Raw genomic sequence first — 23236 nt, forward strand, 5'->3', positions numbered from 1 at the left:
GCTCATCGTGCTCGAGGACGGCTTCGTCCTGCGCGGCAGCGCCTACGCGGCGACGGGCCGCACCGTCGGCGAGATCGTCTTCTCCACCGGTATGACCGGCTACCAGGAGACCCTGACCGACCCCTCCTACCACCGGCAGATCGTGGTCATGACGGCCCCGCACGTCGGCAACACCGGTGTCAACGACGAGGACCCGGAGTCCTCCCGCATCTGGGTGGCCGGGTACGTCGTCCGCGACGCCGCCCGCCGCGCCTCGAACTGGCGCTCGGTGCGGGAGCTGGAGGACGAGCTGGCCGACCAGGGAGTCGTCGGCATCTGCGACGTCGACACCCGGGCACTCACCCGCCACCTGCGCGAGCGCGGGGTCATGCGCGCCGGCATCTTCTCCGGCGACGCGCTGCCCGCCGGCGCGGCCAACCTCGGCGACCAGGCCGTGGAGGTGCTCCTCGACGTCGTCCGCGAGTCCCCGCACATGACCGGCGCCGACCTCGCCCGCGAGGTCAGCACCGACGAGGCGTACGTCGTCGAGCCGACCGGGGAGTTCGCCGGGAAGGAGCCGGTCGCCACCGTCGTGGCCGTCGACCTCGGCATCAAGGCCCGCACGCCCGAGCAGCTCGCGGCCCGCGGCGTCCGGGTGCACGTCGTCCCGCAGTCCTCGTCGCTCTCGGACGTCCTCGCCCTCGAGCCCGACGGCGTGTTCTTCTCCAACGGCCCGGGCGACCCCGGCGCCGCGACCCACGAGGTCGAGCTGCTGCGCGGCGTCCTGGATGCCAGGCTGCCGTTCTTCGGCATCTGCTTCGGCAACCAGCTGCTCGGCCGGGCGCTCGGGTACGGCACCTACAAGCTGGCCTACGGCCACCGCGGGGTCAACCAGCCCATCCTCGACCGCACCACCGGCAAGGTGGAGATCACCGCGCACAACCACGGCTTCGCCGTCGACGCCCCGATCGACGCCCCGTCCGTCGCCCCCTACGACGGCGGACGCTACGGCCGCGTCGAGGTCTCCCACGTCAACCTCAACGACCAGGTCGTCGAGGGCCTGCGCGCGCTCGACGTCCCCGCGTTCTCCGTCCAGTACCACCCGGAGGCCGCCTCCGGGCCGCACGACGCCGAGCACCTCTTCGACCGGTTCGTGAGGCTCATGCGCGAACGCACCACCACCACGGAAGGCGAGGCCCGCTGATGCCGCGGCGCACAGACATCTCATCCGTCATGGTGATCGGCTCCGGGCCGATCGTCATCGGCCAGGCGGCCGAGTTCGACTACTCCGGCACCCAGGCCGTGCGCGTCCTGCGCGAGGAGGGCCTGCGGGTCATCCTCGTCAACTCCAACCCGGCGACGATCATGACGGACCCGGAGCTGGCCGACGCCACCTACGTCGAGCCGATCACCCCCGAGGCCGTCGCCACGATCATCGCCAAGGAGCGCCCGGACGCCCTCCTGCCGACGCTCGGCGGCCAGACCGCGCTGAACACCGCGATCGCGCTGGCGGAGAACGGCGTGCTCGAGGAGTACGGCGTCGAGCTCATCGGCGCCTCCATCGACGCCATCCACCTGGCGGAGGACCGCGAGAAGTTCAAGGGCGTCGTCGAGCGCTGCGGCGCCGAGTCCGCCCGCTCCGCGATCGCGCACTCCCTGGAGGAGTGCCACGAGATCGCCGCCGAGCTGGGCTACCCGCTGGTCGTGCGCCCGTCGTTCACCATGGGCGGGCTGGGCTCCGGCTTCGCGCACACCCCCGAGGACCTCGACCGCATCGCCGGGGCGGGGCTGCACTACTCGCCCACCACGGAGGTGCTCCTGGAGGAGTCGATCCTCGGGTGGAAGGAGTACGAGCTCGAGCTCATGCGCGACAAGGCGGACAACGTCGTCGTGGTCTGCTCCATCGAGAACGTCGACCCCGTCGGCGTCCACACCGGTGACTCCATCACCGTCGCGCCGGCCCTGACGCTCACCGACCGCGAGTACCAGAAGCTGCGCGACGTCGGCATCGCGATCATCCGCGAGGTCGGCGTCGACACGGGCGGCTGCAACGTCCAGTTCGCCGTCGACCCGGCCACCGGGCGGGTCATCGTCATCGAGATGAACCCGCGCGTCTCGCGCTCCTCGGCGCTGGCGTCGAAGGCGACCGGCTTCCCGATCGCGAAGATCGCGGCCCGTCTCGCCGTCGGGTACACCCTCGACGAGATCCCCAACGACATCACGGGCTCGACCCCGGCGAGCTTCGAGCCGACGCTCGACTACGTCGTCGTGAAGGTCCCGCGGTTCGCGTTCGAGAAGTTCCCCGCCGCGGACCCCACGCTGACGACCACGATGAAGTCCGTGGGCGAGGCCATGGCGCTCGGCCGCAACTTCACCGAGGCGCTGCAGAAGGCCATGCGCTCGATCGACAAGAAGGGCATGACGTTCCACTGGGAGGGCCCGGCGCCGGACGCGGAGCAGACGAGGGCGCTCGTCGAGGCCGCGCGGACGCCGACCGAGGACCGCCTCGTGCAGGTCCAGCAGGCGCTGCGCGGCGGGGCGACCGTGGAGGAGCTCTTCGAGGCGACGGCGATCGACCCGTGGTTCCTCGACCAGCTTCTCCTTCTCGAGGAGGTCGCCGGCGAGGTCCGCACCGCCCCCGCGCTCACGCCGGAGGTGCTGCGCCTGGCCAAGCGGCACGGGTTCTCCGACCTGCAGATCGGGCGCCTGCGCGACCTGGGCGAGGAGGTCGTCCGCGAGGTGCGCCACGCCTACGGCCTGCGCCCGGTCTACAAGACGGTCGACACCTGCGCCGCGGAGTTCGCCGCGCGCACGCCGTACCACTACTCCGCCTACGACCTCGAGACCGAGGTCGCGCCGCGTGAGCGCGAGGCCGTGATCATCCTGGGCTCGGGCCCGAACCGGATCGGCCAGGGCATCGAGTTCGACTACTCCTGCGTGCACGCCACGATGGCGCTGGCCGAGAAGTACGAGACGGTCATGGTCAACTGCAACCCGGAGACGGTCTCGACCGACTACGACATCTCCGACCGGCTCTACTTCGAGCCGCTGACCTTCGAGGACGTCCTCGAGGTCTACCACGCCGAGCTCGCGGCCGGACCCGTGGCCGGCATGGTGGTCCAGCTCGGCGGGCAGACCCCGCTGTCCCTGGCCCAGCGCCTCGCCGACGCCGGGGTGCCCATCCTCGGCACCTCGCCGGCCTCCATCGACCTGGCGGAGGACCGCGGCGCCTTCGGTGCCGTCCTGGGCCGCGCCGGCCTCCCGGCGCCCGCGTTCGGGACCGCCACGTCCGACGAGCAGGCGCTCGAGGTCGCGGAGGACATCGGCTACCCCGTCCTCGTCCGGCCGAGCTACGTGCTCGGCGGGCGGGGCATGGAGATTGTCTACGACGAGCCGGGCCTGCGCGACTACCTCGCCCGCACGTCCGACGGCGGCGGGTGGGAGGCGTCGCGCCGCAGCGCCCCGCTGCTGCTCGACCGCTTCCTCGACGACGCCATCGAGATCGACGTCGACGCCCTCTACGACGGCACCGAGCTCTTCCTCGGCGGTGTCATGGAGCACATCGAGGAGGCGGGCATCCACTCCGGCGACTCGGCCTGCGTGCTGCCGCCGGTGACCCTGTCGGCCACCGAGCTGGACCGGATCCGCCGCTCCACCCTGGCCATCGCCGAGGGCGTGGGCGTGCGCGGGCTCCTCAACATCCAGTTCGCGCTCGTCTCGGACGTGCTGTACGTCATCGAGGCCAACCCACGGGCCTCCCGGACGGTCCCGTTCGTGGCCAAGGCCACCGGGGTGCCGCTGGCCAAGGCGGCCTCGCTCGTCATGGCCGGCGAGTCGATCGCCTCCCTGCGCGAGCGGGGCGTGCTGCCCGAGCAGGACGGCGGCGTCCTCGACCTCGACGCCCCGATGGCGGTCAAGGAGGCCGTGCTGCCGTTCAAGCGCTTCGCCACGGGCAACGGGTCGGTGGTCGACACGCTGCTCGGCCCCGAGATGCGCTCCACCGGCGAGGTCATGGGCTTCGACGTCGACTTCCCGACGGCGTTCGCGAAGTCCCAGTCCGCCGCCTACGGGGGTCTGCCCACCACGGGCCGCGTGTTCGTCTCGGTCGCCGACCGGGACAAGCGCTCGATCATCTTCCCGGTGACGCGGCTGGTCGAGATGGGCTTCGAAGTGCTCGCCACCGAGGGCACCGCCGGGGTGCTGCGCCGCTACGGGATCCGTCCGACGCTCGTGCGCAAGGCGTCCCAGGGGCGCGGCCCGGAGGGTGAGCCGACCATCATCGACCTCATCTCCGACGGTGCGATCGACATGGTCGTCAACACGCCGAGCGGCCAGGGCGCCCGCGCGGACGGGTACGAGATCCGGGCCGCGACGACCGCCGCGGACAAGCCGATCATCACCACCGTGCAGGAGTTCGGCGCGGCGGTGCAGGCCATCGAGGTCGTCAAGGCCGGCCCGTTCGCCGTCCGCAGCCTGCAGGCGCACGACGCCGACCGTGCCGCGCGCCTCGACCTCTCGGCCGTGGGGGTGGGATGACGGACAACGGGGCATCCGCACCCGTCGAGCGCCCGGCGGTCGTGGGGCAACCGCCAGCCGCGGAGCCTCGGGAGCTCGGTACCGGCCCCGCGTCGACCCTCCCGTTCGGCGACCGCCTCGCCGACGCCATGGAGGCCCACGGCCCCGTGTGCGTCGGCATCGATCCCCATCCCGGCCTGCTGGAGGCGTGGGGTCTCCCTGACGACGCGTCGGGCCTGCGCTCCTTCGGCCTGCGGGTCGTCGAGGAGCTGGGTGGCCGCGTGGCCGCGCTCAAACCCCAGTCGGCGTTCTTCGAGCGGCACGGGTCGGCCGGCGTCGCGGTGCTCGAGGACGTGCTGGCGGCCGTCCGGGCCGCCGGCACCCTGACGATCCTGGACGTCAAGCGCGGGGACATCGGCTCGACGATGTCCGGCTACGCCGAGGCGTACCTCGGTGACGGTCCGCTCGCCGCGGACTCCGTCACCCTCTCGCCCTACCTCGGCTTCGGCTCGCTCCGGCCCGCCCTCGACCTCGCACGGCAGAACGGGCGCGGCGTCTTCGTCCTGGCGCTGACGTCGAACCCGGAGGGCTCGTCCGTCCAGCACGCCCGGACGGCGGGCGGGACGGTCGCCGGCGACATCGCTGCCGGCGCCGCGGCGGAGAACACGTCGCTCCCGCACCGGCGACTCGGCTCGGTCGGGCTCGTCGTCGGCGCGACGGTGGGCACCGCCGTCGCCGACCTCGGCCTGGACCTCGCCGCGGTGCGCGGGCCGCTTCTGGCGCCGGGCGTGGGGGCGCAGGGAGCGGGGGCCGCGGAGCTCGCCGAGGTCTTCGGCGCGGCGCGGGAACAGGTGCTGGCGAGCACCTCGCGAGGCGTGCTCGGCTCCGGCCCGGGCGGGCTCACGGGCGCCCTCGCCCGTGCCGTGGAGGACGCCCGGCAGGCGCTCGGCCGCTGAGCCGGAGCACCGCGGTCGCCGACCGGTCCGTGGGGACGGGCGGGCCACCGTGACCCGCCCGTCCGCCGTCGGCCCCGGGCCGCCCGGAGCGGTGACCTGCAGGTCCACCCGGGACGGCCCGCCGTTGCCCGTCGTCCGGGGGACCGCTAACGTCCTGACATCGCACCATCCGTGAGCTGACGAGGTGACCGATCGTGGCACTGCCGCCGTTGACCCCCGAGCAACGAGCCGACGCCCTGGCGAAGGCCGCCGCCGCCCGAGCGACCCGTGCCGAGGTGAAGAACAAGCTCAAGTACTCGCAGGTCACGCTCTCGGAGGTCCTCGAGGCGGCGAAGCAGGACGAGGCGCTCAGCAAGCTGAAGGTCGTCTCTTTGCTGGAGTCGCTGCCCGGTGTGGGAAAGGCCACCGCGCGCTCGCTCATGGCCGAGATCGGCATCTCCGAGGCGCGACGCGTGCGCGGGCTGGGGCCGCACCAGAGCGCGGCCCTCGTCGAGCGGTTCGGCTGAGCGACCCCAGATTCTTCGACGCGGCCGCACCGTACCGTCGTCCCAGGCGAACCGTCGCTGCCTTCGGCGGTGACGCACCGCTGTCGTCCCAGGTGAACCGCCGCTGCGTTCGGCGGTGACGCACCGCCGTCCTCCCGGGTGAATTGCCGCTGCCTTCCGCGGTGATGCACCGCCCGTCGTCCCCGGTGAAGCGCCGCCGCCGTGAGCACCGGCACAGCAGGTCGTCAGCCCACCGGCGCGACCTCGGTCACCTTTCTCGGAGCCCCTTCGGAGCCCGCTCCGCGACCTGGCAGGATGGCGGAATGACCGACGCCGTACCCCCGCTCGAGACGTCCCACGCCCGCCTGACCGTCCTGTCCGGACCGACGGCCGTGGGCAAGGGGACCATCATGGCGGAGATGCGGCGCCGCGCCCCTGACGTCTGGATCTCGGTGTCGGCGACCACGCGGGCCCCGCGCCCCGGTGAGATCGACGGGGTCCACTACTTCTTTCTCACGTCGGAGCGCTTCGACGAGCTCGTCAGCACCGGCCAGATGCTCGAGTGGGCCGTGGTCCACGGGCGCAACCGCTACGGCACCCCCCGCGGACCCGTCGAGCGTGAGCTCGCCGCCGGCCGGCCGGTGTTCCTCGAGCTGGACCTCCAGGGCGCCCGCCAGGTCCGCGAGGCGATGCCCGACGCCCGGTTCGTCTTTCTCGCCCCGCCGTCGTGGGAGGAGCTCGTGCGCCGCCTGACCGGGCGCGGCACGGAAGGCCCCGAGGAGCGCGAGCGTCGCCTCAGCACCGCGCGGGAGGAGCTGGCCGCCGTCGGCGAGTTCGACCACGTCATCGTCAACGACGACGTGGGACGCGCCACGGACGAGCTCCTCACCCTCATGGGCGTGGCGGAACGGGTAGAGTAGGGCGCTGTATGTGTGCGGGTCGTCCGTCGCGCCGTCCCGGCCACCCACGAACCCGCAGAAATCGAACCTGGAGAGGGTCACCCATGTACGGAACCGTCGCCGCCCCCGAGGGCATCACCGACCCGCCGATCGACGAGCTGCTCGACAAGGTCGACTCCAAGTACGCCCTGGTGATCTACGCCGCCAAGCGCGCGCGCCAGATCAACACGTACAACGCGCAGCTGCAGGAGGGCCTGCTGGAGTTCGTCGGCCCGCTCGTCCCGGCCGCGCAGGAGGACAAGCCGCTGTCCATCGCCATGCGCGAGGTCAACGAGGGCATGCTGACCCTCACCCGCATCGAGGAGTGAGCACCCGCCTCGTCGCCGGCGCCGCCCGCGCCGCTGACTGAGGCACAATCGCTCGCATGAGCAGCACACACGGACGCGCCGCCACGACCACGTCGGGCGGCGCGTTGCGCATCGTCCTGGGAGTCACGGGCGGCATCGCCGCCTACAAGGCCGCCCTCGTCCTCCGGCTGCTCAAGGAGGCCGGGCACCGCGTCCGCGTCGTCCCGACCGAGTCGGCGCTGAGGATGGTCGGCCGCCCGACGTGGGAGGCCCTGTCGGGTGAGCCCGTCCGCACGTCCGTCTTCGACGACGCCGAGCACGTCGACCACGTCGCCCTGGGACGCGGCGCAGACCTTGTGATCGTCGCCCCGGCGACGGCGAACCTGCTCGCCAAGGCGGCCACCGGCCTGGCCGACGACCTGCTCTCCACGACGCTGCTCACCGTGACGTGCCCGGTGCTGCTCGCCCCGGCCATGCACACCGAGATGTGGCTGCACCCCGCGACGCAGGCGAACGTCGCCACCCTGCGCGGGCGCGGCGTGCACGTCCTCGACCCCGACTCCGGCCGCCTCACCGGCGCCGACTCCGGCCCCGGCCGCCTGCCCGAGCCGGCCGCGATCGTCGCCGCGGCCCTCGCCCTCCTGGACGACGACGTCACGGGGCAGGACCTCGCCGGCCGCTCCGTCGTCGTCTCGGCCGGCGGCACCCGCGAGCCGCTCGACCCGGTGCGCTTCCTGGGCAACCGGTCCTCCGGCCGCCAGGGCGTCGCCCTGGCCCACGCCGCGGCCCGCCGGGGCGCCACCGTCACCCTCGTGGCCGCCAACGTCGACGACGCGCTCCTGCCGGACCACCCGGCCGTCGACGTGCGGCAGGTGGAGACCACGCTGGAGCTGCGCGACGCGGTCCGCGAGGCCGGGTCCGCTGCCGACGTCGTCGTCATGGCGGCCGCCGTCGCCGACTTCCGTCCGGCCACGACGACGACGCACAAGATCAAGAAGACCTCGTCCGGTCCCGCGCCGATCGAGCTGGAGACGAACCCCGACATCCTCGCCGAGCTCGCCGCCGACCGGCTCCGTGACGGGCAGGTCGTCGTCGGCTTCGCCGCCGAGACCGGCGACGAGACGGGCGACGTGCTCACCCACGGGCGGGCGAAGGCGCGCCGCAAGGGCGCCGACCTGCTCGCCGTCAACGAGGTCGGCGTCGGCCGCGGCTTCGGCGACGTCCCGAACGAGGTGACGATCCTCGACGCCGAGGGCTCCGTCGTCGGGCGGGGGAGCGGCAGCAAGGACGACGTCGCGGACGCGGTCTGGGACGCCGTCGCGGCCCGCCTGCGCGCTGCCACTACGATCGAGCGGTGACTTCTCTGCGTCAGTTCACGTCCGAGTCGGTGACCGAGGGGCATCCGGACAAGGTGTGTGACCGGATCTCGGACACCATTCTGGACGCGATCCTGGAGCAGGATCCGCTGGCCCGGGTGGCGGTGGAGACGGTGGTGACCACGGGTCTGGTGCACGTGGTGGGTGAGGTGACCACGGACGCGTACGTGGAGATCCCGCAGATCGTGCGGGACGAGGTGCGCCGGATCGGGTACACGTCCTCGGCGATCGGGTTCGACGGGTCCTCGTGCGGGGTGTCGGTCTCGATCGGGCAGCAGTCGGCGGACATCTCGGCGGGGGTGTCGAAGTCGTTGGAGGGCCGCACCGGCGTCGGGGTGTTCGACGAGCTGGACGTCCAGGGGGCGGGGGACCAGGGGCTGATGTTCGGGTACGCGTGCGACGACACGCCCGAGCTGATGCCGTTGCCGATCTTCCTCGCGCACCGCCTGGCGGAGCGGCTGGCGCTGGTGCGCAAGGAGGGGCTGGTGGCGGGGCTGCGTCCGGACGGCAAGACGCAGGTGACGATCGGGTATGACGGGGACCGGGCGGTGTCGTTGGACACGGTGGTGGTCTCCTCCCAGCACGATGAGTGGGTGCGCCAGGACCTGCTGGCGGTGGCGGTGGACCGGCACGTGGTCTCCCCGGTGCTGCAGGCGGCGGGGCTGGACCTGGACACGGCGGGTTATGACCTGCTGGTGAACCCGACGGGGCAGTTCGTCATCGGGGGCCCGATGGGGGACGCGGGGCTGACGGGGCGGAAGATCATCGTGGACACATACGGGGGGATGTCGCGCCACGGGGGTGGGGCGTTCTCGGGGAAGGACCCCTCGAAGGTGGACCGGTCGGCGTCGTACGCGATGCGGTGGGTGGCGAAGAACGTGGTCGCGGCGGGGCTGGCGCGCCGGTGCGAGGTGCAGGTGGCGTACGCGATCGGGCGGGCGCACCCGGTGGGGCTGTTCGTGGAGACGTTCGGCACGGAGACGGTGCCGGTGGAGCGGATCGTCGCGGCGGTGCGGGAGGTCTTCGACCTGCGACCGGCCGCGATCGTGCGGGACCTGGACCTGCTGCGCCCGATCTACCGGCACACCTCGGCCTACGGTCACTTCGGCCGGGAGCTGCCCGAGTTCACCTGGGAGCGCACCGACCGGGTCGAGGACCTGCGCACCGCCATCGGCTGACGGTCTGACGCTGGGAGCTCGCCTGTCCGACCGCTGGGTGATCGCCGGTCTGTCCCGTCGGGTGCTCGCCTGTCCGACCGCTGGGTGATCGCCGGTCTGTCCCGTCGGGTGCTCGCCCGTCCGACGGCTGGGTGGTCGCCGGTCTGTCCCGTCGGGTGCTCGCCCGTCCGACGGCTGGGTGGTCGCCGGTCTGTCCCGTCGGGTGCTCGCCGTTCGCAGTGGTGCCCGTCTCGGCACTCGTCGCGGGCCGGCTCGCCGATCCTGGAGCCCGCGCCTTCCTCCCGCCGTGCGGCCATCGGCCCGGGACCTCCCGCAGGGGCGTGACGGCGTGTCTGCAGTCCGTGATGGAATCGGTTCATGATCACCTCGAGCGGCGCCCGTCCCGAGCAGGGGTCGCTCCTGGACCTCCCGGCGCCTACCGCGACGCCGGTGGACGGCAACGGCGTCGAGAATCCTGTCGCTCGCGTGGTGGTCGACGTGCCGCTGCCGCACCTCGACCATCCTTTCGACTACCTCGTCCCTCCGGAGCTCGACGACAACGCAGTCCCGGGTGCGCGCGTGCAGGTTCGTTTCGCCGGGCAGGACCGGCCGGCGTACGTCGTCGAGCGTCGGGCCGAGACCGACCATCGCGGCACTCTGGCCCCGCTGCGCCGTGCTGCCTCCCCGGTCCCGGTGCTGTCACCCGCGGTGCTGCGGCTGTGCCGGGCAGTGGCGGACCGCTACGCCGGGACCCTCATGGACGTCGTGCGTCTTGCCGTGCCGCCACGCCATGCCACGACTGAGAAGTCGGTCCTCGAGAAGCGCGCCACGGGCCTCGCTGTGCCGGCTGCGGTGCCCGCCCCGGTCGGCGACGCCTGGGCGTGCTACACCGGGGGGCCTGCCTTCCTGCGGCACCTCGCCGCGGGGGAGAGCCCCCGTGCCGTCTGGTCTGCGCTGCCGGCACAGGCTGCCTCTACCGGGTCGTCAGGGGAGAAGCCAGTCGTGCGCCGCTCGGGCCGCGAGGAGGCACGGTCCGCCGATCGTCAGCCGGCGCCCGTTCCCACCGTGCCGTCGGGCGACGGTCGTGAAGCCCCGCCTCGTGATGGCCTATCGTCAGGCACCGGCCCTGAGGCTCGCTCTGGTGCCAGGGAGGCCTCAGGCACAGGTCCTGCGGCTGTCTCCGGTGGCGGCGAGGCGTCAGGCACAGGTCCTGCGGCTGCCTCCGGTGGCGGCGAGGCGTCAGGCACAGGTCCTGAGGCTTCCTCTGGTGCCAGCGAGGCGTCCGCCGCCGCTCCATCGGTATCAACTCAGGGCGAGGCGCCTGCGTCCGGCCCGGTCCTCCCAACCGGCGTGAGGGATACGTCGGTAGACGCCCGCGAGGCCTCCTCGGTCCCCAGGCCCGCTCCCTGGCCCGCCACCATCGCTGAGGCGGCACAAGCGACGCTCGCCTCGGGTCGGGGCGTCCTGATCGTCCTGCCGACGAACCGGCAGGTGGACGACGTCGTCGCTGCACTCAAGGATGCGCTGCCGGGCGAACCCGTCGCACGGCTCGTCGCGGACGACGGTCCAGCCCGCCGGTACCGCGCCTTCCTGAGGGTGCTGCTGGGTGACGTCCGTGTGGTGGTGGGCACGCGCGCCGCCGCGTTCGCGCCCGTAGCCAACCTTGGCCTCGCCGTCGTCTTCGACGACGGGGACGACCGCCTGGAGGAGCCTCGCGCGCCCTATCCCCACACCCGCCAGGTACTTGCCCTGCGCGCCGACCTCGAGGAGGCCGCCCTGCTCGTCGGCGGCTTCGCGCGCACCGTGGAGGCGCAGCTCCTCGTCGAGCAGGGGTGGGCCCACCCGGTGCAGGCACCGCGAACTGTCGTCCGCGCGGCGGCCCCCCGTGTGCTTGCACCGTCCGACGTCGACCTCGCCCGCGAAGGGCCGGCGGCCGCGGCACGGATCCCTCCTCCCGCCTGGGAGGTTGCCCGCTCGGCGTTGGAGCGTGGCCCCGTGCTGGTCCAGGTGGCCCGCGCCGGGTACCTGCCGGTCGTGGCCTGTGCACGCTGTCGGGAGCCCGCTCGCTGCGCCGCCTGCCACGGCCCCCTGCGACTCGACCGTCCAGGGGTCGCCCCGACGTGCTCCTGGTGCGGGCGTCACGCCACCAACTGGCACTGCCCGACGTGCGGCCACGGGGCACTGCGCGCCGCACGCGTCGGCTCATCACGCACGGCCGAGGAGCTCGGCAGGGCGTTCCCGTCCGTACCGGTCGTCGTCTCCGGCGCGAGCGGCAGCCACGGCGTCGTCGAGACTGTCGACGACAGGCCGCGGGTCGTTGTCGCCACGCCCGGCGCCGAGCCGACGGCGGCCGGTGGGTACGCCGCGGCCCTCATCCTCGACGCGGCGGCGACGACTTCTCGACCCGAACTGTGGGCATCTGCGGAGGCGCTCCGCCGATGGTTCGGGGCGGCGGCCCTCGTCCGGGGTGCGGCGGACGGAGGAACGGTGATGCTCCTGGGCCGTCCCGCCCCGATACCGGCGCAGGCGCTGGTCAGGTGGGACCCTGCGGGCTTCGCGACCCGTGAGCTGGGGGAGCGCAGCGAGCTCGCCTTCCCGCCCGCCGTACGGATGGCCTCGCTGCAGGGGAGCCCGCGGGCCGTGCGGTCGTTGCTCGACCATCTCGATCGTTTCGAGGGACTCGAACTGTTGGGGCCGGTCGAGGCGGAGGACGGTGAGGTCCGCGCGTTGCTGCGCACCCCCCGCCGGTCCGGTGCCGAGCTCGCCAGGCGGCTCGCGCAGGCCTCAGCCGTGCGCAGCGCCCGCAAGGAGGAGGGGTCTGTGCGCATCCAGGTGGACCCGCCGGACCTCTGGTGACCTGTGCCCATCACCGCCTGTTGATCGGTGCGACGACGACCTCGTGTGCAAGATGGGGGAGTGATGACTTCCTCAGGGGCCGCTGAACCTTCGAACCTGGAGATGCACCGAGCCGACTCCGGCACGGTCGTCGCCTACGACACGGTCGTTTTCGACCTCGGCCGGGTGCTGGTGGGCTGGGAGCCTTATCTCGCCCTGGCGGACAGGATGACCCGGGACGAGTGGGAGACCTTCTCGGCGGCCGTCGACTTCCCGGCTGTGAACCACGCGATGGACGCCGGTCTGCCGCACGCCGACGCCATCGCGCGTGTGGAGGCGAGCCACCCCGAGCACGCGGCGACCCTCGCTCGCTACTGCAGCAACTTCGCCGCCACGCTGACCGGGCCCGTCGACGGGACGACCGAGATCGTCGGGGAGCTCGCGAGCGCCGGGACCCGGCTCGTCGGTCTGACCAACTGGTCGGCCGAGACCTTCCACCATGCGGCCGTGTCGTCACCGGTGATCGAGCGCCTGGAGGGCGTGGTGGTGTCTGGGCGTGAGGGCGTCGTCAAGCCGGACCCCGCGATCTTCCGGATCCTCGTCGACCGTCACGGGCTCCGGCCGGAGGCGACGGTGTTCGTCGACGACTCTCCGGCGAACGTGGCGGGCGCTGAAGCAATCGGCATCCGCGGACTCGTCTTCACCGACGCGGCACAGCTGCGTGCCGACCTTGTCGAGCTCGGCCTCCTGCCCGGTGACGGTGCGCCGGCTCGTCAGAACGGTGGCTCGGCCGACTGAGCCGGCAGGTCTCCGTCGTTCCACAACGGCTCGTGGTGTGACCGCCCGGCCGGGACACTTGCTCGCGGACGCTGTGGCTGCTGGGGCTCGAGTTTGGCTGTCCCGGTGTCTGGCGGCAGCGACGTGCTCTGGACCGCCGAAGACGCGGCTGGGCAGGACGCCCCCGGCACGGCCGACGAGCCTGGCGGGGATGACGTCCCCGGCACGGCTGACGAACCTGGCGGGGATGACGTCCCCGGCACGGCTGAAGAGCCGGGCGGGGACAAGGATCCCGGCGGATCCGACGAACCGGTCGGTGAAGCAGCTCGTGGTCCGGCGGGGCGCATGTCCGGCAACTCCGGGCTGGTCGCGCCCTCGCTCGCACCCACCGTGTTCCAGGCGGCAACAAGTTCCGCGGCGCCAGGAGGCGGCGAGGGTGATCGCCTTTCCTTGTCCGCCGCGGCTTTGCGCGGCCCGCGTGGCGGACGACGTCGTGTCCCGATCAGCGAGCCGTCAGCACGGTAGAAGGCGAAGCCGTCGGTGAGGGGGACGAGCCTCACGTTGTCGTTGTGGACGACGTGGTGGTGGTAGGTGCACAACGTAGCCGCGTTCCCCACCGACGTCGGACCACCACGGGAGTACCAGACGATGTGGTGAACCTCTGACCAGGCCGCCCGGATCGTGCAACCAGGCCAGACGCACGTCCGGTCGCGGGTGGTGACGGCTCGGCGGAGCTCACGGGTGTAGGTCCGCTGGGTCAGGCCGACATCCAGCGGAACTGACTCGGCCGTCATGACGACACGCGTGACCTCGCAGTCGCAGAGCAGGCGCAGCAGCTCGCGCAGCGGCACGATCGTTCCGTCCTCCAGCTCGGCGGGCTCCACATCGGGAAGCCTCGGCACACCAGCAGGTCGGCCCGAGACACCGCATACCGCCGAGTCCTCGACCGCACGCACGTCCGCAGCCGTGCCGTCAGGCAGAAGGCCGAAGGCCGCACCCGCCCCTTGCACGTCGTCGACCTTCCGGGCGGTCGCGTCGTCGACCTTCCCGCCATGGGCTCGTGAGGCAGCCCAGGTCTCCTCGTCCACCACGAGCGCCACGTGCGGCCGGACCTGGGCCCCGTTGAGGTCGGCACCGACCTGGAGCGTCCTCGACGCGAGGGTGACGAGGGCATCGGCGTGTCGCTGCTCCCGGGAGCGCGAGTCGTCCGCGGCGACGGTCCCCGCGACCGCGTCCAGTGCCGTCTCGACGAGCACGCCGCCGACATCGTCGAGCTGCCACCTGCCGGAGCGTCCTCCGCCGGCTGACCTTCCGAAGGTCACGGACCGTCGGCGCCAGGTGGCGTCGAAGGTCTCCTGCGCCGCCTGCGCGTCGATCGTTGCGGCCCGCCGACGCGCTTCCTTGGCCAGCTCGGGTGCGCTGAGCTTCTTGCTCTTGGCGTGCTCCACCAGGTCGGCGGCAACACCGGAGTCCAGTGCCTTCTTCACCTCGTCGGAGGCTCCCTCGCGCAGGCGAGCCAACGCCCTGGCGTGCTCGATGTCGAGCGCGCCGGCGTCGACGGCCCGTGCGACCTCGGGCATCGCGTCGAGCCCTGCTGCCACGGTGATCTCGCCGGACGCCGAACCCCGACCGGCGCCGGTGGTCCTGGCGCGCCAGTCCACGAAGTCACGGTCGCGGGCCGAGCCCCAACGGCCGTCCTCCTTGTGCGCCAGCAGCACTCGCCCGCGGTAGACCGTCAGATCGCGGATGACGGCGTCCAGAGTGCCGATGACGTCCTCACGTTCTGTGTGCCGCCAGGCTCTCGCTCCGGCGGCGTCCGCCTGTGCGCGTAGAGTGCCGACCGCGTGCCGGACCGCTCGCAGGAGCGCGACCGGACCCCCGGTCACCTCACTCTCTGCAGCGGTCCCGACTGCCATGGCCAGCCCCTCCTCGGACGTTGATCGAACGCTTGTATGAGACAGTATCGGCACGGTCCGACATCCGCGGTGGAGCGTCGGTGCGCTGTGGATGGCTCGGCAGCGGGCGTGATTGTGGAGGGCGGCCGCGGAAGGCCGGGCGTCCAGGCGTGGATGACCGGGGGCCAGCCGAGTGGCGACGGGACGAGCACGCGCGTCGGCCCCAAGCAGCTGTCGACAGCTGGGACTGGAGCCCGGGCGTCAGGACGGGTCGCGTCTCGACGCCGGGCGCCTCCTCGTCACCACGCCACCGCACGAAGCCGCCGTCCGACCCGGGACCTAGACTCAGTCACCATGCGCCTCCTGTTCGCCGGCACGCCCGAGGTGGCTCTGCCGAGCCTGCGTGCCCTCATCGACTCCGAGCACGACGTCGTCGCCGTCCTCACCCGGCCCGACGCGCGCCGGGGCCGCGGCCGTACCGTCCATCCGAGCCCGGTCGCCGAGCTGGCCCGCCAGGAGGGCATCGAGGTTCTGACCCCGCGCAGCCTGCGCGAGGACGGTGTCGCCGAACGGCTCGCGGCGCTCGAGCTCGATGTCGCGCCGGTCGTGGCGTACGGCGGGCTCGTCCCGGCCAACCTCCTCGACGTCCCGCGGCACGGCTGGGTCAACCTGCACTTCTCCCTGCTGCCTGCCTGGCGCGGAGCGGCCCCTGTGCAGCGCGCGATCATCGCCGGGGACGAGATCACCGGCGCCAGCGTGTTCCAGCTCGAGGAAGGGCTGGACACCGGCCCCCTCTACGGCACGCTCACCGAGGCCGTCGGCCCGCGGGACACCGCCGGCGACCTCCTCGCGCGCCTCGCCGAGAGCGGGGCCGGTCTGCTCGTCGCGGCCCTCGACTCCATCGCCGCCGGCACCGCCCGTCCCGAGCCGCAGCCGGCCGACGGCGTGAGCCTCGCCCCGAAGCTCGACGTCGCCGACGCCGCGGTGCGCTGGGCCGATCCGGCCATGGCCGTGGACCGGCTCGTCCGTGGCTGCACCCCCGCGCCTGGAGCGTGGACGACCCTGCCCGACGGCGGCCGCCTCAAGCTCGGTCCGGTCACGGTCCGGCCGGAGGTGGAGGACCTGCGACCCGGCCACGTCCGTGCCGGCAAGCACGAGGTTCTCGTGGGGACGGGCTCGTCCGCCGTCGCCCTCGGTGAGGTCGCACCGGCCGGGCGGAGCTGGATGCCTGCCGAGGCCTGGGCGCGCGGCGCACGCCCTGACGGCTTCGTCCTGGGCGCGGACGGGGGTGGAGCGTGAGCGCCACGGACCCCGACGACGGAAGGTCAGCGGAGCGCCGCGGCCAGCAGCTCCGGGGACGCTCCGGCGGTCGCACGCCCGGCGCGCCGTCCCGCGGTGAGAGCCCCCGGCAGGGCGGGACGATCGGGCGAGGGGAGAGGTCCCGACGAGGGGACGGTCCCCAGCGAGAGGGCGGTCCGTCCCTTGGCACGAGCCCCCGGCGGGGCGGGGGCGCTCGGCCCGGCAACAGGGCCCGAGGGGCGCGGTCGGACCAGTCCCGCGGCCGACGCCCGGACGCCGCCCGGCTCGCCGCCTACGACGTCCTCCGGCAGGTGGCCAAGACCGACGCCTACGCGAACCTCGTCCTTCCCGGGCTGCTGCGCGAGCGCGGCATCACCGGTCGCGACGCCGGGTTCGTCACCGAGCTCACGTACGGCACCCTCCGGATGCGAGGACGCTACGACGCCGTCCTCGCGATGTGCACCAAGGGCCGACCGTTGTCCTCCCTCGATCCCGAGGTCCTCGACCTGCTCCGCCTCGGCGCGCACCAGATCCTCGGCATGCGCGTCCCCAGCCACGCGGCGGTGTCGGAGACGGTCGACCTCGCGCGCGCCGTCGTCGGCCCCGGTCCGGCCGGCATGGTCAACGCGGTGCTGCGCACGGTCGCACGCACGGACCTCGAGGAGTGGCTCCGGCGTGCAGCGGATCAGGCGGACCCGGACGGCAACGACGTCGTCGCCCGGCTGGCCGCGACGGGGTCCCATCCCGAGTGGGTGACCCGCGCCCTGCGGCAGAGCCTGCTCGCCGACGGCCGCCCGGAGAGCGAGCTCGCCGACCTCGTCGACGCCGACAACGAGTCCCCGCGCGTCACGCTCGTCGCCCGGCCCGGGCTCGTCGACGTCGGCCGTCTGGCCGAGGAGTGCGCCCGGGAGACCGGTGAGGTCCCTGCACCCGGTCGGTGGTCGCCGTTCGCCCTGCAGCTCACGGGTGGGGACCCGTCCCGCCTGGCGCCCGTCCGGCGCGCCGCCGCGGGCGTGCAGGACGAGGGCTCGCAGCTCGTCGCCCTGGCGCTGGCCGCCGCGCCGCTGGCACCCGCCCGCGACGATGCCGATCCGGGCCATCCCCACGACGAGAGGTGGCTCGACCTGTGCGCGGGTCCGGGCGGCAAGGCCGCGCTCCTGGGGGCGCTCGCCCATCAGCGCGGGGCCACGCTGCTGGCCAACGAGGTGGCACCCCACCGGGCCGGTCTCGTGCGCGGCTCCGTCTCGGCCCTGCCGTCCGGGACCGTCGAGGTGAAGGTCGGGGACGGGCGCCGCACGGGGGAGGAGCTGCCCGGCCGCTTCGACCGCGTCCTCGTCGACGCGCCCTGCACGGGACTGGGGGCGCTGCGTCGTCGCCCGGAGGCGCGGTGGCGCCGCACGCCGGCCGACCTGGCGGCGCTCGGTTCCCTCCAGCGGGACCTGCTCGCGTCGGCCCTGCAGGCGACACGGATCGGCGGGGTGGTCGCTTACGTCACCTGCTCCCCGCACGTGGCGGAGACCCGGGTGGTCGTCGAGGATGCGCTGCGGCGCCGCAAGGACGTCGAACTCCTCGACGCGGCCGCCGTGGTGCGGGACGTGGCAGTCACGGAGCCCCCCGGTCTGGGCGACGGCCCGTTGGTCCAGCTCTGGCCGCACGCGCACGGCACGGACGCGATGTTCCTGGCACTCCTGCGCCGGACCGCCTGACTCCGTCGTGAGGTCGACACGCCGGACGGTCCGGGTGCCCGTCGCTGGTTAGGGTTGGGGACGTGAGCATCGTCATCTCCCCGAGCATCCTCAACTCCGACTTCTCCGACATGCGCGGGGAACTGGCGAAGATCGCGGGGGCGGACTACGCCCACGTGGACGTCATGGACAACCACTTCGTCCCCAACCTCACGCTCGGCCTGCCGATCGTCGAGGGGATCCTGCGGGTGAGCCCCGTCCCGGTGGACGCGCACCTGATGATCGAGGACCCCGACCGGTGGGCGCCCGCCTACGCAGAGGCCGGCTGCGCATCCGTGACGTTCCACGCCGAGGCCGCCACGGCACCGGTCAAGCTCGCGCGCGAGCTGCGCGCCCAGGGAGCCCGGGCCGGGCTCGCGCTCCGCCCCGCCACCGCGATCGAGCCCTACCTCGACCTTCTCCCTGAGTTCGACATGATCCTCGTGATGACGGTCGAGCCGGGGTTCGGCGGCCAGTCGTTCATCGACGGCACGCTGCCGAAGATCACTCGCACGCGCAAGGCGATCCAGGACGCCGGTCTGGACGTGTGGGTCCAGGTCGACGGCGGAGTGTCCCGCTCGACGATCGAGCGCGCGGCCGACGCCGGGGCGAACGTCTTCGTCGCCGGCTCCGCCGTCTACAAGGCCGAGGATGCCGCGGCCGAGGTACAGGCGCTCCGCGACCTCGCGACGGCCGCGCACCACCACTGAGCCGGCGCTAAGGGCCGCGACCACCGCCACCGGGCGCGACCACCGCCACCGGCCCGAGGCCAACGCCACCGACCCGAGGTCACGACCGCGTCGGCGTGCAGGAGCGCCCCGCGGCCGGCACAGTGCTGCCTCTCACCTTGTGATATCCGAGACACCTGTCGATGAGCACCCCGTGTATGGTCACCCGCGCCACACTTCCTGACAGGACGGATCCATCTTCATGAGTGACCAGGCGTTCCATATCGCCGCACTGGTCGTCTACTTCGCCGGCATGCTGGCGATCGGCTGGTACTTCTTCCGCAAGAACAACAGTCTGGACGACTACATGCTGGGCGGGAGGGGACTGCCACCAGCAGTGGCGGCGCTGAGCGCCGGCGCCTCGGACATGTCCGGCTGGCTGCTCATGGGCCTTCCCGGCGCAATCTACGCCGCCGGGCTGGTCGAGGGCTGGATCGCCGTCGGCCTCACGATTGGGGCCTGGGCGAACTGGAAGCTCGTGGCGCCCCGCCTGCGCGTCTACACCCAGGTCTCGGCCGACTCCATCACGATCCCGAGCTTCCTCGAGAGCCGGCTGCGCGACACCACGCGGACGATCCGCATCGCGGCCGGCGCCATCATCCTGGTCTTCTTCACGTTCTACGTCTCCGCCGGCATGGTCTCGGGCGGCGTCTTCTTCGCCAGCTCCTTCGGGCTGGACTACCGCACCGGCATGCTCCTCGTCGCCGGCGTGACCGTGCTCTACACCCTCGGCGGCGGGTTCCTCGCCGCGAGCTACACCGACTTCGTGCAGGGCCTGATGATGTTCCTCGCCCTGCTCGCCGTGCCGATCATGGGACTCTTCGCGGCCGGCGGCCCCGGCGAGGTCCTCTCGACCGTCCGCGAGGCGGACCCGCAGCATCTCAGCATGGTCGGCGGCGGGATCGGCGCCATGGCAGTGATCTCCGCGCTCGCGTGGGGGCTGGGCTACTTCGGCCAGCCGCACATCATCGTCCGGTTCATGGCCCTGCGGACCGTGGACGAGGCCCGCGCCAGCCGCCGCATCGGCATGGGTTGGATGATCCTCTCGGTCGGCGGCGCCATCGCCACCGCCCTGGTCGGCTTCGCCTACTTCCAGCAGAACCCCGGGCTCACGCTGAAGGACCCCGAGACCGTCTTCCTCGTCCTCGGGCAGCTTCTGTTCCACCCGCTGATCGCCGGGTTCGTGCTTGCGGCCGTCCTCGCGGCGATCATGAGCACGGTGTCGTCGCAGCTGCTCGTCACCGCCTCGGCGCTGGTGGAGGACCTGTTCACCATCGGATTCAAGCGTGAGACCACCGGGCGCCAGCAGGTCATGCTCAGCCGTCTCGCGGTCCTGCTCATCTCCGTCGTCGCGGCCGCCATGGCGTGGACGCAGAACGACACCATCCTCGGCCTCGTCGCCTTCGCGTGGGCCGGCTTCGGCGCCGCCTTCGGCCCGACCATCCTGCTCGCCCTCTACTGGCGGCGGCTCAGCACCGCCGGCGCCCTCACGGGCATGATCGCCGGTGCGGTGATGGTGGGCATCTGGGGGAACGTCGAGGGCGGCATCTTCGACCTGTACGAGATCGTCCCCGGTTTCCTTCTCAACCTGGTTCTCGCGGTCGGCGTGAGCCTGGCCACGCACCGCCACCACGGCGAGGTGACCGCCGAGTTCGACGAGACGATGCGCCTGCTCGACGGCGACACCTCGGTCGACGAGCCCGCCGGGGCCCGCGGCCGCATCTGAGCAGTCCCTCGCCCGGCTACGGCACGGCCCCCTGCCGGGGGCCGTGCCGTAGCCGTCTCCTGCGAGAACGTCTCTCTCACAACCTCTATTACGACCTCGAGCATGACGAGCACGAGGAGCCCGTCCGTAGCCGCCAGCCACGTCCTCGGGCACCGCGGCGCGTGGGCCCGGCAGCACGGACCTGCGGCTTCGTGGGCGCCGTCGGCGGGGGCAGGGCACCGCACGAGGCACGGAACGCTCCGGTCACGGTATGATCCCCGGTGTAGCAAGCACGTGCTCCGGGGTCGGTGAGAGTCCGAACCGGCGGTGACAGTCCGCGAGCCGGCACCTCGGTGCCGGTTGACCTGGTGGAACTCCAGGACCGACGGTTAAAGTCCGGATGGGAGGAAGCACGCGGCGCGCACCCTCGGTGCGTGCCGACGCGGGCGACGGTTCTCAGCCGTACCCGCCGTCCCCGGTCCACGTGCCCGGACCGGAGGGACGAGAAGTGAGCACGCAGGAGATCCGCCGAGTGGCGGTGACGCCCGCGCCGGCGGCGCAGTCCGCGTCGGCGGCCCCGTCCGCCTCGGCGTCGGCGGCCTCGTCGGCGTCCGCGGCCCCGCTCCTGACCGACTCCGCCGCGACGGCACCTCGCCCGACGCCCAGGCCGCGCCCCGCCCGGCGCCGCCTCGTCGCGCCCCTTCTGCTCGGGATCCTCGCCCTCGCCGTCCTGGAGACCCTGTCGCGCAGCGGCGCGGTCCCGTCCTTCTTCCTGCCGCCGCCGTCGGCGGTGGCGGTGCGCCTGGCGGAGGACCTGTCCGCCGGCGGCCTCCTCGGCTACGTCGGCCCCACGCTCCTCGAGGCGGCGCTCGGCTGCCTGCTGGGCTCCGCCGTCGCCCTGCCCCTGGGCTACCTCATCTTCCGCAGCCCCCGCGCGGCGGCCGCCGTCGAGCCGTACGTCGCCGCCTCCCAGGCGGTGCCGGCGGTCGCGCTCGCGCCGCTCCTCATGCTCTGGCTGGGCTACGGCCTGCTGCCCATCGTCGTGCTCTGCGCGCTCACGGTCTTCTTCCCGATCGTCCTGGCGACCGTCCTCGGCCTGCGCACCATCGACCACGACGTCGTCGACGCCGCACGGCTCGACGGCGCGGGGGAGTGGCACCTGCTCCGGCACATCGAGCTGCCGCTGGCACTGCCCGCCCTGCTGACAGGCCTGCGCAACGGGTTCACGCTCTCGGTCACCGGCGCCGTGGTCGGAGAGTTCGTCATGGGCGGCCAGGGCCTGGGGATGCTCGTCTCCGCCCGGGGCGACTCCGCCGACACGGTCGGCATCTTCGCCGCCCTCGTGGTCCTGTGCGGCCTCGCCATGTCGGTCTACGGCCTGCTCGGGGCGCTGGAGAGGCACCTCGAGCACTGACCCTCCACCGCCCGGCGGCGCACCACTGCGCTGCCTGGCCCTCCTGCAAACGCACCAACCTCGACCGAAACCACTCGACCATGTCTGGAGCCCACGTGTCACGCCGCCGCCTCGCCGTCGCCGCCCTCGTCCCCACCGTCCTCGCCCTGGCCGCCTGCGCCGGGCAGCCCGGAGGGACGGACAGCACCGCGACCTCGGCCACCGGCACCGCCCCCGCCGCCGGCACCGAGATGACGATCGGGCTCACCTACACCCCCGACATCCAGTTCGCCCCGTTCTACGTCGCAGCCGAGAAGGGCTACTACGAGGACGCCGGCCTCGACGTGAGCCTGCGCCACCACGGCGCCAGCGAGGGTCTCTTCACCGCCGTGAGCGGCGGGCAGGAGGACGTCGTGGTCGCGGGCGGTGACGAGATGCTGCAGGCCCGCTCCCAGGACGTCCCGCTGCTCGACGTGGCGACGCTCTACCAGGACTACCCGGTCGCCCTCATCGTCCCCGCGGACTCCCCGATCCGCACCGCCGCCGACCTGAAGGGCCACAAGGTCGGCATCCCCGGCCCGTTCGGCGAGACGTACTTCGGGCTGGTCGCCCTGCTCCACGGCGCCGGCCTGAGCGAGAGCGACGTCACGGTCGAGCACATCGGCTTCACCCAGCAGGCCGCGCTGACGGCCGGTCACGTCGACGCGGTGATGGGCTTCGTCAACAACGACGCCGTGCGCTTCGCGCAAGCGGGCCAGGAGGTCCGCACCATCCCGGTCACCGAGGGGGACGTCCCGCTGGTCGGCATCGGTCTGGGGGTCCTCGACGCGACGGCGGACGAGCGTCCCGAGGACGTCGCGGCCGTCGTCGAGGCCACGCTGCGCGGGGTGCGCGACGTCGTCGCCGACCCGCAGGAGGCCGTGAACCTCTCCGCCGAGTACGTCCCGGACCTGAACCGGAAGGAGCAGCAGGACGAGGCGCTCGCCACGCTCGAGGCCACCGTCCCGCTCTACGGGGAGGGGGACCAGATCGGCGCCCAGGACGCGGCGACCTGGGAGGCGATGGTCAAGCTCATGGGGGACAACGGTCTGCTCGCGTCCGCCGTCGACCCCACCGACGCCTGGACCGCGAAGTTCCTGCCGGGTGCGACCAACTAGGGTGGGGCG

General features: G+C 72.9%; 17 protein-coding genes, 1 pseudogene and 1 riboswitch. Of the genes and pseudogenes, 17 read left to right on the top strand and 1 reads right to left on the bottom strand.

The features are described from left to right. Window positions 1–4 precede the first annotated feature (4 nt). The 11 genes and pseudogenes from carA to ATJ97_RS02270 all read left to right on the top strand — a co-directional run bounded on the left by carA (window position 5) and on the right by ATJ97_RS02270 (window position 13347). A complete protein-coding gene (gene carA, locus ATJ97_RS02225; protein ID WP_098485153.1) occupies window positions 5–1183 on the top strand; it encodes a glutamine-hydrolyzing carbamoyl-phosphate synthase small subunit in 1179 nt (392 codons plus the stop codon). Beyond that, the gene (gene carB / locus ATJ97_RS02230) at window positions 1183–4515 is read left to right on the top strand and encodes a carbamoyl-phosphate synthase large subunit (protein WP_098482350.1); all 3333 of its coding nucleotides are present in this window, start codon (window positions 1183–1185) and stop codon (window positions 4513–4515) included. The genes carA and carB overlap by 1 nt, the downstream gene beginning before the upstream one ends. A 128-nt stretch (window positions 4516–4643) precedes the next feature. Next, window positions 4644–5450, top strand: coding sequence for an orotidine-5'-phosphate decarboxylase (gene pyrF / locus ATJ97_RS02235; protein WP_245862782.1), 807 nt, complete (start codon window positions 4644–4646; stop codon window positions 5448–5450). Between the two features lie 194 nt (window positions 5451–5644). After that, window positions 5645–5956, top strand: a complete 312-nt coding sequence (gene mihF, locus ATJ97_RS02240) for an integration host factor, actinobacterial type (RefSeq protein WP_098482352.1) — start codon at window positions 5645–5647, stop codon at window positions 5954–5956. A gap of 302 nt (window positions 5957–6258) precedes the next feature. Then, a complete protein-coding gene (gene gmk, locus ATJ97_RS02245; RefSeq protein WP_098482353.1) occupies window positions 6259–6855 on the top strand; it encodes a guanylate kinase in 597 nt (198 codons plus the stop codon). A gap of 83 nt (window positions 6856–6938) precedes the next feature. Next, on the top strand, window positions 6939–7202 hold the full coding sequence (gene rpoZ, locus ATJ97_RS02250) for a DNA-directed RNA polymerase subunit omega (RefSeq protein ID WP_043503010.1): 264 nt from the start codon (window positions 6939–6941) through the stop codon (window positions 7200–7202). A gap of 104 nt (window positions 7203–7306) precedes the next feature. Continuing rightward, the gene (coaBC, locus tag ATJ97_RS02255; protein WP_098485154.1) at window positions 7307–8539 is read left to right on the top strand and encodes a bifunctional phosphopantothenoylcysteine decarboxylase/phosphopantothenate--cysteine ligase CoaBC; all 1233 of its coding nucleotides are present in this window, start codon (window positions 7307–7309) and stop codon (window positions 8537–8539) included. Next, a complete protein-coding gene (metK, locus tag ATJ97_RS02260) occupies window positions 8536–9735 on the top strand; it encodes a methionine adenosyltransferase (protein ID WP_098482354.1) in 1200 nt (399 codons plus the stop codon). The genes coaBC and metK overlap by 4 nt, the downstream gene beginning before the upstream one ends. Before the next feature lie 357 nt (window positions 9736–10092). Beyond that, window positions 10093–10485: pseudogene (locus ATJ97_RS20220) on the top strand (primosomal protein N' family DNA-binding protein); the annotation flags it as partial. Between the two features lie 579 nt (window positions 10486–11064). Then, a complete protein-coding gene (locus ATJ97_RS19965; protein ID WP_211287418.1) occupies window positions 11065–12570 on the top strand; it encodes a primosome assembly protein PriA in 1506 nt (501 codons plus the stop codon). A gap of 102 nt (window positions 12571–12672) precedes the next feature. Then, window positions 12673–13347, top strand: coding sequence for an HAD family hydrolase (locus tag ATJ97_RS02270; protein WP_098482355.1), 675 nt, complete (start codon window positions 12673–12675; stop codon window positions 13345–13347). Here ATJ97_RS02270 and ATJ97_RS02275 read toward each other — a convergent pair. Next, the gene (locus ATJ97_RS02275; RefSeq protein WP_098482356.1) at window positions 13323–15242 is read right to left on the bottom strand and encodes an HNH endonuclease; all 1920 of its coding nucleotides are present in this window, start codon (window positions 15240–15242) and stop codon (window positions 13323–13325) included. The two genes, ATJ97_RS02270 and ATJ97_RS02275, sit on opposite strands and share 25 nt — an antisense overlap. Window positions 15243–15575: 333 nt before the next feature. Between ATJ97_RS02275 and fmt the strand changes: the two genes are divergently transcribed. From fmt to ATJ97_RS02305, 6 genes are all read left to right on the top strand, one after another. Continuing rightward, on the top strand, window positions 15576–16520 hold the full coding sequence (gene fmt, locus ATJ97_RS02280; RefSeq protein ID WP_098482357.1) for a methionyl-tRNA formyltransferase: 945 nt from the start codon (window positions 15576–15578) through the stop codon (window positions 16518–16520). 122 nt (window positions 16521–16642) lie between these two features. Then, window positions 16643–18226: an RsmB/NOP family class I SAM-dependent RNA methyltransferase gene (locus tag ATJ97_RS02285; RefSeq protein WP_281254982.1), complete on the top strand. Its 1584-nt coding sequence runs from the start codon at window positions 16643–16645 to the stop codon at window positions 18224–18226. A gap of 62 nt (window positions 18227–18288) precedes the next feature. Continuing rightward, window positions 18289–18954 carry a ribulose-phosphate 3-epimerase gene (rpe, locus tag ATJ97_RS02290; protein ID WP_098482359.1) on the top strand — a complete coding sequence of 222 codons (666 nt, stop codon included), beginning with the start codon at window positions 18289–18291 and terminating at the stop codon, window positions 18952–18954. A gap of 220 nt (window positions 18955–19174) precedes the next feature. Further along, on the top strand, window positions 19175–20698 hold the full coding sequence (gene putP / locus ATJ97_RS02295; protein ID WP_098482360.1) for a sodium/proline symporter PutP: 1524 nt from the start codon (window positions 19175–19177) through the stop codon (window positions 20696–20698). A 270-nt stretch (window positions 20699–20968) separates the two neighbouring features. Beyond that, a riboswitch (FMN riboswitch) is annotated at window positions 20969–21094 on the top strand. A gap of 91 nt (window positions 21095–21185) precedes the next feature. After that, on the top strand, window positions 21186–22091 hold the full coding sequence (locus tag ATJ97_RS20525) for an ABC transporter permease (RefSeq protein ID WP_281254910.1): 906 nt from the start codon (window positions 21186–21188) through the stop codon (window positions 22089–22091). 95 nt (window positions 22092–22186) lie between these two features. Then, window positions 22187–23227 (top strand): ABC transporter substrate-binding protein, encoded by a 1041-nt coding sequence (locus ATJ97_RS02305; RefSeq protein ID WP_211287019.1) that lies wholly within the window; start codon window positions 22187–22189, stop codon window positions 23225–23227. Window positions 23228–23236: the final 9 nt, after the last annotated feature.

This window comes from Georgenia soli (genome assembly GCF_002563695.1).
GTDB lineage: Bacteria > Actinomycetota > Actinomycetes > Actinomycetales > Actinomycetaceae > Georgenia > Georgenia soli.